The sequence below is a fragment of the Prauserella oleivorans genome, assembly GCF_042685745.1.
GTDB lineage: Bacteria > Actinomycetota > Actinomycetes > Mycobacteriales > Pseudonocardiaceae > Prauserella_A > Prauserella_A oleivorans.
In genome coordinates, this window is record NZ_JBHUNT010000001.1 from 3,211,171 (window position 1) to 3,221,488 (window position 10,318).

Annotated in this window: 12 protein-coding genes; 5 read left to right on the forward strand and 7 right to left on the reverse strand. The window is 68.4% G+C overall.

What is annotated here, in order from left to right; all coding sequences use genetic code 11:
* The first annotated feature begins 3 nt into the window (after window positions 1-3).
* A complete protein-coding gene (locus tag ACFSZT_RS15720; RefSeq protein WP_377394587.1) occupies window positions 4-1,872 on the forward strand; it encodes a copper resistance CopC/CopD family protein in 1,869 nt (622 codons plus the stop codon).
* 15 nt (window positions 1,873-1,887) lie between these two features.
* Here the strand turns inward: ACFSZT_RS15720 and ACFSZT_RS15725 are convergent, their stop codons facing one another.
* The 3 genes from ACFSZT_RS15725 to ACFSZT_RS15735 form a co-directional block, all read right to left on the reverse strand.
* Window positions 1,888-2,211 (reverse strand): DUF1707 SHOCT-like domain-containing protein, encoded by a 324-nt coding sequence (locus ACFSZT_RS15725; RefSeq protein WP_377394589.1) that lies wholly within the window; start codon window positions 2,209-2,211, stop codon window positions 1,888-1,890.
* Window positions 2,212-2,225: 14 nt separating this feature from the next.
* Window positions 2,226-2,363: a hypothetical protein gene (locus ACFSZT_RS15730; RefSeq protein WP_377394591.1), complete on the reverse strand. Its 138-nt coding sequence runs from the start codon at window positions 2,361-2,363 to the stop codon at window positions 2,226-2,228.
* A 98-nt stretch (window positions 2,364-2,461) separates the two neighbouring features.
* Window positions 2,462-2,659: a hypothetical protein gene (locus ACFSZT_RS15735; RefSeq protein WP_377394593.1), complete on the reverse strand. Its 198-nt coding sequence runs from the start codon at window positions 2,657-2,659 to the stop codon at window positions 2,462-2,464.
* A 119-nt stretch (window positions 2,660-2,778) separates the two neighbouring features.
* Between ACFSZT_RS15735 and ACFSZT_RS15740 the strand changes: the two genes are divergently transcribed.
* Complete coding sequence (locus ACFSZT_RS15740; protein ID WP_377394595.1) at window positions 2,779-3,234, forward strand: hypothetical protein; 456 nt, start codon at window positions 2,779-2,781, stop codon at window positions 3,232-3,234.
* A 42-nt stretch (window positions 3,235-3,276) separates the two neighbouring features.
* Here ACFSZT_RS15740 and ACFSZT_RS15745 read toward each other — a convergent pair whose 3' ends face one another.
* Window positions 3,277-3,615: a four-helix bundle copper-binding protein gene (locus ACFSZT_RS15745; protein ID WP_377394597.1), complete on the reverse strand. Its 339-nt coding sequence runs from the start codon at window positions 3,613-3,615 to the stop codon at window positions 3,277-3,279.
* 297 nt (window positions 3,616-3,912) lie between these two features.
* Here ACFSZT_RS15745 and ACFSZT_RS15750 point away from each other — a divergent pair, with 297 nt between their 5' ends.
* On the forward strand, window positions 3,913-5,082 hold the full coding sequence (locus ACFSZT_RS15750; protein WP_377394599.1) for a prolipoprotein diacylglyceryl transferase family protein: 1,170 nt from the start codon (window positions 3,913-3,915) through the stop codon (window positions 5,080-5,082).
* A 12-nt stretch (window positions 5,083-5,094) separates the two neighbouring features.
* Here ACFSZT_RS15750 and ACFSZT_RS15755 read toward each other — a convergent pair whose 3' ends face one another.
* Entirely contained in the window at window positions 5,095-5,298 is a 204-nt protein-coding gene (locus ACFSZT_RS15755) for a hypothetical protein (RefSeq protein WP_377478286.1), read from the reverse strand.
* 71 nt (window positions 5,299-5,369) lie between these two features.
* Window positions 5,370-6,668: a M23 family metallopeptidase gene (locus ACFSZT_RS15760; protein WP_377394601.1), complete on the reverse strand. Its 1,299-nt coding sequence runs from the start codon at window positions 6,666-6,668 to the stop codon at window positions 5,370-5,372.
* A 250-nt stretch (window positions 6,669-6,918) separates the two neighbouring features.
* Between ACFSZT_RS15760 and ACFSZT_RS15765 the strand changes: the two genes are divergently transcribed.
* Together ACFSZT_RS15765 and ACFSZT_RS15770 are read left to right on the forward strand one after the other, a co-directional pair.
* On the forward strand, window positions 6,919-7,236 hold the full coding sequence (locus ACFSZT_RS15765; RefSeq protein WP_377478288.1) for a rhodanese-like domain-containing protein: 318 nt from the start codon (window positions 6,919-6,921) through the stop codon (window positions 7,234-7,236).
* Window positions 7,237-7,537: 301 nt separating this feature from the next.
* Window positions 7,538-9,271: a choice-of-anchor B family protein gene (locus tag ACFSZT_RS15770; RefSeq protein WP_377394652.1), complete on the forward strand. Its 1,734-nt coding sequence runs from the start codon at window positions 7,538-7,540 to the stop codon at window positions 9,269-9,271.
* A gap of 12 nt (window positions 9,272-9,283) precedes the next feature.
* Here ACFSZT_RS15770 and ACFSZT_RS15775 read toward each other — a convergent pair whose 3' ends face one another.
* Complete coding sequence (locus ACFSZT_RS15775; RefSeq protein WP_377394604.1) at window positions 9,284-10,213, reverse strand: C40 family peptidase; 930 nt, start codon at window positions 10,211-10,213, stop codon at window positions 9,284-9,286.
* Window positions 10,214-10,318 lie beyond the last annotated feature (105 nt).

Genomic DNA, 10,318 nt, shown 5'->3' on the forward strand with positions numbered 1-10,318 from the left:
CTGATGATCGCGCTGGCAGTCGTCCTGGGCGGGACGGCTCCTGCCAGTGCCCACCCGACACTGTTGTTCTCCGACCCGCCTGCGGGGACCGCGGTACCCGACTCGCCGCCGGTCATCAACCTGGTGTTCAACGAGTCGGTCACCGTCGGCGGTGGTGCCATCAGCGTGACCGGCGACGGCGGCGACGTCGCGCTGTCGGCGGCGAGCACCGCGCAGGACGGGCGGATGGTCACGGCTCGCACCGAGGAAGAGCTTGGCCGCGGCACTTACGTGGTGCGATGGCGGGTGACCGGGGCCGACGGTGACCTGATGGAGGACGAGTTCCGGTTCGCGGTCGGCGCGGCGCTGTCCGGGGCGAGCGTGGTCGGCGACGGCGGGTCCGGGATCGCCTGGATCGATGCGCTGCTGCGGTGGCTGATGTTCGCCGGACTCGCCGTGGCGCTTGGCGGGGTTGCCGCTGAGCGGTTCACGGCGTCGGCGCGCGCCGAGAAGCCCGCGCTGTGCCCGTTGACCCCGTGGACTCTGCCTGGGGCGCTCGTCGGTCTGGGTGCCGTGGCGGGGCTTGCTGCCCGGCTGGTCACCGACGCGGGCGCGGCGAGTGCGCTGTGGCAGGGCCGGGTTGGTCAGCTGCTCCTCACGGAGGTCGCCGCGTTCACGCTGGCGCTCGGGCTCGTGGTCATCGGGCGGCGCGGGTGGACGGTGGTGCCGCTGCTCGTGGTGGCGGCCGCGGAGGGGCTGCGATCGCATGTGAACGTTGCCGCACCGGGGTGGGGCGCGCTGCTGACCGGTGTGCACGTGGCGGCCGTGGCGGTGTGGCTTGGAGCCCTGCTGCACATGGCTCGTGCCGCACACGCCTGGCGGCGGGAGCGCCTCGCGGTGCTGTGGGTCTTCCTCGGCTATGTCCGGCTCGCGGCGTGGGTGTTCGTCCTGGTCATCGGCACAGGAGCCGTGTCGGCGCTGCTGCTGGTCCCGCTCTCGGCCGTGTTCAGCACCACCTACGGGCAGGTGCTGCTGGTCAAGCTCGGTCTCGTCGTCCTCGCGGCCGGGGTGGCCTTGACTGCGCGCGTGACCGTATGGCGCCGCGAACGGCTGGCCAGGGCGCACACGCTCGTCCGCCTGGAGAGCGCGGTGCTCGTCGTGGTGCTTGCCGCCAGCGCCGTGCTCGTATCGACCCCACCGGTCGGCAGTCAGGCGGCAGCGCCTCCACCCGCTCGCGGTCTTGAGATCCCGTTGGGCGCTTTGGCCGGTCAGGTCGGCGTGACGGCCGCTGCGAGCGAGGGCCAGCTGGTGGTGCGGCTGTCCACACCCCGCCGCGGCGACTACTACGCGCCCGAGGAGCAGCAGGACTACACCCTGTGGGGTGTGGTCGCGGCCGGTGCCGAAGACTTTCCGCTGGCGTTTCGCGGGTGCGGCGAAAGCTGTTTCGTCGCACCGGCGGACTGGCGTGCCGGCGAGAACGTGGTGACCTTGCGGGCCGGGGCCGAAGGATGGCGCGGCGGCGCGGTGGGTCTGCTGGTGCCCTGGCCCGTCCAGCCCGGCGGCGGGGAACTCGAGCGGGTCGTCACCGCGATGCGTGCCCTCGACAGGCTCACGGTTTACGAGGCGGTCACCAGCGACACCTCGGAGCGCCTGCCGACTCCCCAGCGGCTTGACCTCGCCGGTACGTTTTTCCTAGCTCAGGAGCCATACGCTTCCGGCGTGGCACCGATCGCAGTCCGGATCTCCCGGGATGATGAGCCCATGCAGCTCGCGCTCGGGTTCCCCGCCGCGTCGACCACTGTCCGGCTCACGCTCGATGATCAGGGGCGGATCAGCGAGGAAACCCTGACCGACGGCAGCCACCTCATCCACCGCCGGTTCGTCTATCCGTAGCAGAGCTCGGAGCGCTCACTGGCACATCGCGCCCATCATCTGGCCCATCGCCGTGATGTCGGCCGCTGTGAGTAACGCCGCGCCCAGTAGCGCAGCCAAGAAGATCCAGATCAGCATGGGCATCCGCCGAAGCGGCATGCTCCTCGGCGCCGGTGGATCCAGCGGCGGTAGGTCACGCATCAGCTCGTTGAGCTCGTCGCGGGTGCGTGCGCGGTAGGCGGACGCTGCCCGCTCGGAGAACTCGTCCAAGCTCAGGCGTCCGTCCCCGACGTGCCGCCGCAGCGTTGCCACGACGCGGTCGCGGTCCGCGTCGGACGCCCGGATCCACGGTTGGTCCATGAGAGCTCGCGGGATCAGCCGTCGACCGGTGGTGTCGTGGGCTTGTGGCCAGCCACCCGGCCGCTGGCGAGGGCGTCCTGTGCGCGCAGCACGCGAACCTCTTCCCGGAGCTCAGCGATCTGCCGGTCGAGCTCGGGGTCTTTGTGGGACACGCGGCAATGGCCCTGACCTCGTAACGTCGGCCGGATGCAGAAGAAGTACGCGAAAGCCATTGCGGCGACAACAACGAATGCGGTCAACCAGAGAGGCATCAGGACTCACTCCGGGTGCGGTCGGCGGCACGCTCGGCCTTGAGCTGATCGATCTCGGCCCGCAACAGGGCGATCTGCTGCTCCTTCTCCGAGCCCTGGCCGCCGCCCTGACGATGACCACGTCCCATCATCCACATCATGATGCCCATCCCGGCCGGGCAGGCCAACACAGCGAGACCCAGCAACAGCGACTCCATGCTTCCTCCAACGCCGACGCACAGTCGTCTACTATCTTTATTCGTAGATAGTAGCACTGCTGGACCACGGGGAGCCTTCAGCGGATGCTGGCGATACGAACCACGGTTGGAGGCTTGCCATGTCGAGGAAGCGTGTTTTCCGGCGTGATGCAGTAGGAGCTGCGCTCGGGATCGCCGGCCTGGTCCTGGCTGGCTGTGGAGGGCCCGATGGTGCGGACGATGCGGCGTCACAGCCCGCCGGGGACCAGCCGGCAGGGAAACGGGCGACGGTCACGCTGACGGACTTCCGGATCGAACTGTCCCAGAAAACCTTCACGCCCGGGACGTACACGTTCGTCGTGACCAACGACGGGAAGGCACCGCATGCGCTGGACATCGAAGGCCCAGGCTTCGATGAGAACAGCACCGAGACGCTCGACGCGGGCGAGTCAGCGAACCTCACCGCCACGCTGGGCGCCGAAACCTACGACTTCTACTGTCCCGTCAGCAACCACAGGGAAATCGGCATGGAGACCAAAGTCGCTGTTGGCGGCAAGGAAGCCCCGACGACCGACGGCGGAACCAACGGCTACTAGCAGCGAGGGCGCTGAGCAGGCGCGGCGCGGCCCCGCGAAGCCTCATGCCTGCACCCCCGCCATGCGTCGGCAGGCCTGCGCGCAGCGTCGACACACTTCGGCGCACTGCGGCATGAAATTGTCGTCGCTGAGCTGATCGCACGATGTCGCGCAGTGCTCACACGCCGCCGCGCACGCGTCACACACCGTCGTATGAAGGTCGGAGGCGCGCAATATGAATCCGGCCGCCGCCTTGCAGATCTCCGCGCAGTCCAGCAGCGCCTTCAGATGTGCCGGCTCGATGTGCTGCCCACCTCGGTCGGCGCAGTACGCGACGCCCTCGGTGCAGATGTCATAGCACTCGAGCGTCGTCTGGATTCCGTCGCGCATGTCCTCACTCATCGGTCGATGTGTCACCAAATCCTCCTATTGGTCGTAGTTGATACGGGGCGAATGTCGTGTACCCGCGGACGGTCACGGCTGATCGTCGCTAAGGCAACACCTACTATGTGTCATAGTTGGATTGCTCGTACTCGACTGACGGGAAGGACCGCGACGGTGGGGAAGAAGCCACGCAAGAAGGCGGCTGGCAATCGGTCGGCGCGCAAGACGGGGGCCAAAACCTCGGCTTCCCACGCTGGCCGGCAGCAGAACAGCCCTGATGTGCCGCCGGCGCTCGCGCGCCGTGCAGCTCCCGCTATGTCCGCCAGTGCGGCTCCGGCTGTTGCCACCGTTCCCAAGAGCGCACCCGCCGCTCGGGCGACGGTCAAGCCGGCGGGAAACGGTGGCGCGGTCCTGCGGGTGGACGAGGAGCAGCGGGCGGCCAAGGGCTGCCTGCCTGCCGCGCTCGCCGACGTCGAACCGCAGGGACTCGCGGCGACGTACTCGTTCGACGTGCCCGAATCCGGAGAGCCGTACTCGGTGGCGATCCGGTTCGTCGGAACGCGCGTCGGCGTGCGGGGAAAGGCCGAGGCTCGTGACCGGTTCGAGCGCGTCGAGAGGGTTGACCGGCTCGAACCAGGCAGTGGCCGGGTCGCGATCACCACCCGTGCGCAGGGCATCAACGCGGGCGAGTGGCGGGTGACCGCGGAGCCCGTCGAGGAAACGGGCGTGCCGGCGAGGAAGCGTTTGCCTCGACGGGTGATCGCCACGACGACGACTTTCGGCCAGCTGACGCACGGACCCGCGGTGCGGCTCGTGGCATGGCCCGTGCTGGTCGGGTTGGGGGCGCTCGTCGCCATTGTGCTCCAAGCGCTGCTGGCCGGCCGCGCGGGTATCAATGCGGGGGCCGTGCTCGCGGTGTCGCTCATCGGCTGTCTGCTGGGATTCGTGGGCGGGAAGGTCTACTACCTCGTCTTGCATCGCAAGCATCCCCGGCAGTTCCTCACCGCCGGCGCCTGCATTCAAGGCTTCCTCCTGGTCGCCCTCGGCGTCGTCGCGGCCGGCGCGGCGGTGCTGCGGATACCGATCGGAGTGCTGCTGGACGCCACCGCGCCGGGGGTGTTCCTCGGCATGGCGGTCGGCCGCCCCGGATGCTGGCTGACTGGCTGCTGCGCGGGCCGCCCGACCAGTTCACGGTGGGGCCTGTGGTCCTCGGACCGTCGACTGGCCACCCGTCGGTTCCCGGTGCAACTGGTCGAAGCCGCAGTGGCGTTGATGATCGGCATAGTCTCACTGATCGTCGTGCTCACCGTCCGGCCGCCGATCCCGGGGGCGATCTTCGTCGGCGCGACCGCAGCCTACACCTTCGGCAGGCAACTGCTGTTCCCGCTGCGAACGGAGTCACGCACGCGGATCGGACGGTTGGTCACCATGGCGATCTGCGGACTCGTGCTCATTGCCGCAGTGGGCGCGCCGATCTTCGCGTGACGGCCGAGCGCCTCACTGCCCGCGCGCGTCTTGCTGTGCCTTCGCGAGGCCGAGCAGTCGTACGACCGGCAAGAGCTCTCGGATCTCACGCCGGCAGCGGGCACATCTACGTGAGTGCTTGGCGAACTCCGCATGCTCCCGCTCGTCGAGTGTGCCAAGCACATAGCTGGCGGCGGTGATCGTGTAGGGACACTCGGTGGTTGTACGCCCGCGCATGGCCCGCTCCCTTACGACCATGACAGCATAACCTACTATGCTTCTACGTAGACAGTATCGATGTTGGGCACTCAGATCGCGACGCCGTTGGTGCGCAGCCAGACCAGCGGATCGATCTTGTAACCATTCTTGTGCACCTCGAAATGGAGATGCGGGCCCGTGGACTGGCCGCGGTTGCCGATCGTGGCGATCTGCTCACCGGCGGCAACGCGCTGGCCGACATAGACCAGGGTTTCGTTGATGTGACCGTACACCGTGATGATCCCGTTGTCGTGGCGCACGCGAACCCACAATCCGAACCCGCTCGCGGGACCGGACGAGATGACCACTCCGTCCATCACGGACACGATCGGCGTACCGATGCTATTGGCGATGTCGAGTCCGTAGTGGATGCTTCCCCAGCGTGGCCCGTAGGTGGAGGTGATCACTCCCGTCGTCGGGGCCACCACTCCGCTGGAGCCGGGGCGTACCGGGTGATCGTGGGAAGCTGGGCGCGGAGCCGGTGGGCTGGCTGTCGGCGGACGGCTTCGCGCCGCCGCGGCCTCCTCGGCCGCCCGCCGATTCGCCTGCCAATTAGCGTACTCCTGCCGTTGGCCCTGGAGCTCGGCGAAGGTGCGCTGCGCTCGCGCGAGCCGCGTCTCGAGGGATTCCTTACGGTTCAGAAGCTCGGCGGTGCGCCGCTGGGCGGCCGTCTCGCTGGCCGCCGCGGCCTCGTACGCTTGCGTCGCCGCAGTCTTGGCCTGTTCGGCCGCCTCGGCCCTCGCCGTAGCTTCCTGTGTTGCTGCCCGGGCGGCGGCATCGGCGTTGGCCTTGGTGGACATGGCTTGCCGCACGGAGTCGAGCGCGTCCAGCCGTGAGCTGCCAACCGCGTTGAGCATTGACGCGCGGGTCAGCAGGTCTCGCGGACTGTCAGAGCCCAGATAGGCGCCGAGTGAGCCGATGGTGCTGCCCTGCCGAAAGCTGGCCGCGGCGAACTGGTCGAGTTGCCGCCGCGCCTGCTGGAGCTGGGTGATGGCCGCGTCGACCTCCGCGCGAGCGTTGTCGGCGGCCGCCTGGGCGGCTTGAGCCACGGCGCGGGTGGAGTGCACTCGCTGTTGGGCGGCGGTGACCTCGTCATAGCTGGTCGCCAGTTCGAGCTGGGCGGCGGTCAGTGCCGCGCTCGCTTCGGCGACCTGGTTGGCCAGGCTGCTGACTCGCTCAGCGATACCGCGTGCTTCGTCACCGCTCGCCTGAAGCTCCTTATCGCTGGGATTCGGCGGGGGAGGCGGCACGGCCACGGCGTCGGGGACCGTCGCCAGGGTGAATGCGGCGACGAAGGCCACGACGGCGCCGCGAGCCGTGAGGCCGCGCCCGAGCATGTCGTCTCCCATCGACAGAACTATGCAACATAGTACTCACATGGATACTGCGGCAACATCGCTCTCTTTCGCAACACGAATCACTCGAATCGCATCCAGGGACCGCCGACCGCGAGGGCGAGCGGCTATGCTCGGAGGCGTGCGATTCGGCGGGATTCGACTGTCCACCGTGGCCGCTGCGGTGCTGCTCGGAGTTGCCGGGTGCGGCTCGCCAGGAGTGGATACCGAACCTCCGCCGACGTCAGCACCTGCATCGAGCAGGTTGCTGGCGCCCGGCGAGTTCGCCGAGGCGATCGCCGACCCCGCACGGACCACCATCAACGTCCACGTCCCCTTCGAAGGGGCACTGCCCGGCACTGACCTGATGATTCCGTTCGACCAAATCGAACGGCAGGTTTCCGAGTTGCCGCCAGATCGGGCGACACCCATCGCGGTCTACTGCCTGAGCGGCCGGATGAGCGCCGAGGCAGCGCAGACTCTGGAGAACCTCGGCTACACCGACATCGCCGATCTGAAGGGCGGCATGCGGGCATGGCAGGCCAGCGGTCGCACGCTCGCGCACTCCCAGTCTGACGGTTGACGATCCCCGTGATCTCAGGCTGGCGTCGCACGAGCTGGTCAGCTACGATCCGCGCTAGTAGCGGTTGGTCTCGCTCCCCCTCACGCCACCGCTGCTCGCGCGAGGCCCTCCGCCGGAGGTCCCCTTTCCGTGCGCTGGCCCGCGCCTTGCCGCCGGGCGGAGCCTGACCCCCAGGAGCTCCGCCCGGCGGCGATGCCCGCCGTGGCACATCATCCGTAACCCCGGTCACCCATAAGCGTTAACGACTTGTCGGAGCCGGAGAACGCCGGCGGACGGGACCAGGGAGGTTGTCGTGGGCAGGATGATGTCGCCGCACCGAGTCGCCATCGCATCCCGTGAATCCGGCCGATGGCGCCGGCGCGTCACTCCGCTGGCGGTGGGTGTGCTGCTGGTGGGGTTGCTGGGGTCGCCACCGGCGAGCGTCGCGGCGACGCCCTCCGAAGGCACCGTATCCCTCGCGCAGCGCGCCGTGGCGTGGGACGGCCAGCACTATGCGGCGGGTTCCGCGGTGTTTCCCGGTGCGACCTGCGCGGTCCCCACGGGGAGCGCGGTGTGCGACCGCTTCGAGTTGACCGTCGATGTGGACTCCGCGCATTGGGACGCCAACCGGGGCGGCGTAGAGATCAGCATCTCCTGGCCGGACCCGGCAGATGACTTCGACCTGCACGTCTTCAAACAGGACAGTGGCGAGCAGGTCGGACAGTCGATCGGCGACAATCCTTCCTCGGGAGTAGCTGAGGAGCGGGTCTTCATCAGCGCGGCCAGCGGCGTGTACGACGTGCTCGTCAACCCCTACAGCGTGACCGACTCCGCCTACGACGGCCGAGCGGCCCTGCACAGCTTCAAGAAGACCGGCAAGCCGGGTGGACCCGGCGGCGAGGTGCCGGACGACCCGCTGTTCGATGTCGGCTGCGAGCGGGGACTAGCCGGGCCGTTCCCATGCCGGAACGTGGACCTGGCCGCGTACCTGCCGCTCTCGGCGATCGGCGACGCAGGCGCGGGTAACGACATCTGGGGCTGGACCGATCCACAAACCGGCCGGGAGTACGCGCTGATGGGCACCACCAGCGGCACCGCCTTCGTCGACGTCACCGAGCCGACAAAGCCTGCCTATCTCGGGATGCTGCCCTCGCACCAACCGGTGGAAACCCTGTTCGCCTCCTGGCGCGACGTCAAGGTCTATCGCGACCATGCCTACGTAGTCAGTGAGGAACCGTTGCACGGTATGCAGGTGTTCGACCTCACGCGGTTGCGCGGTGTCACCGAGCCGCGTAGCTGGACGGAGGACGCCCACTATCCGCTGTTTGGGGGCGCGCACAACGTCGCCGTCAACGAAGCCACCGGGTTCGCCTACGCGGTGGGCACGGCCACCTGCGATGGCGGGCCGCACATGGTTGACATCCGAGACCCGCGCAACCCGGCCTTTGCCGGGTGCGTGGGCGAGGACGGCTACACCCACGACACCCAGGCCGTGGTGTACGACGGCCCGGACACCCGCTTCACCGGCCGGGAGATCCTGTTCAACTCCAATGAGGACACGCTGACCATCGTCGATGTCACCGACAAGGCCAATCCGGTGCAGCTGTCCCGCGCCACCTACGGGGCGGCTTCCTACACCCACCACGGCTCGCTGACCGAAGACGGCCGGTACTTCCTGTTGAACGATGAGCTCGACGAGCAGACGTTCGGCTTCAACACCTCCACCTACATTCTCGACGTTTCGAGCCTGACGGACCCGGAACTGCGCGGCACCCACGTGGCGGATACCCCGGCGATCGACCACAACCTCTACGTCAAGGGCTCGAGAGTCTACGAAGCCAACTACCGGGCCGGCCTGCGGATCCTGGACACCGCACCCATCAAGTCCGGCAAGCTACACGAGGTCGGCTTCTTCGACGTCTACCCGGCCGATGACGCCGCCGAGTTCAACGGTGCCTGGAGCAACTACCCGTTCTTTGCCTCCGGCACGGTGGTCGTGTCCGGCATCGAACAGGGCTTGTTCGTGCTGCGACCCAGCGGCGCGGCCGTCGGCTGACCCTTATCGAGGTCAGCCGACGATGCGCCGGGCGCCGATCAGGTGCCCGTCGCCCTCCATCGACCGCACGTCGACGAGCTGTCCCTCGGTCGGCGCGTCCACCATCTTGCCCTCGCCGACGTACATGCCGACGTGGTGGATGTTGCTGGGGTTACCGGTGCCGTCGTCGTAGAACAGCAGGTCGCCGGGGAGCAGCGCGTCGAGGGAGACCGGCTTGCCCGCGCCCCATTGCTGGCGGCTGGTGCGGGGGATGGTGACGCCCGCCTGCGCGTAGGACCACGAGGTGAGCCCCGAGCAGTCGAACTCGGTCGGCCCGGTGGCGCCCCACTCGTACTCGGAACCCCGCCGGGACAGCGCGGCCTGGAGCGCGTCGTTGGCCGCGCCAGGAGGGCCGAGGTAGCTGCCGGTGTCCTGAACCGTCTGGAGTTCGGCCTGCTCGGCAGAGCTGAGGTTGTCGAGCGCTGCCCGGACCTGCGCGATCTGCTCGTCGAGCTTGGCCTTGCGGTCCTCGAGGTTGCTCACCGCGCGTTCGGCTTCGGCTTCGGCCTTCCCTGCTCGTTGCTGCGCTTGCGCGGTGCTGGCACGGGCGGCGTTCGCTCGGTCCCTGATGCCGCTGAGTCGGTTCAGGGTCTCGGCGTTGTTGCTCGCGAGCACGCCCAGCGCCGACATCTGGTCCAGGAACTCCTGGCCGGAGTCGCTGGTGAGTATGGCGGACCATCGGGCGATGCGGCCGTTGCGGAAGCTCACGGAGGCGAGGGTGTCGACTTCGTCCCGGAACGCCGCTTCCGCGCGCTGCGCCTGCTGCAGTGCCTGGTTCGCCCTGGCGAGCGCGGTGTCGGCCTTGTCCAGCTCCTGCTGTCGGCGTGCGAGCTCGTCCTCGGCCTGGGACAGGTCTTCCTCGGCATCCGCCGCTTGTGCACCGAGTTCTTGATAGCGCTCCATGGCATCCGACGTATCGTCTTGCGGCTGAGCACTGGCAGGAACCGGGGTCAGCGCGATCGTCAGTGCCACTGCGGCGGCGGCGGTCTTGCTGGTGGCGAAACGACG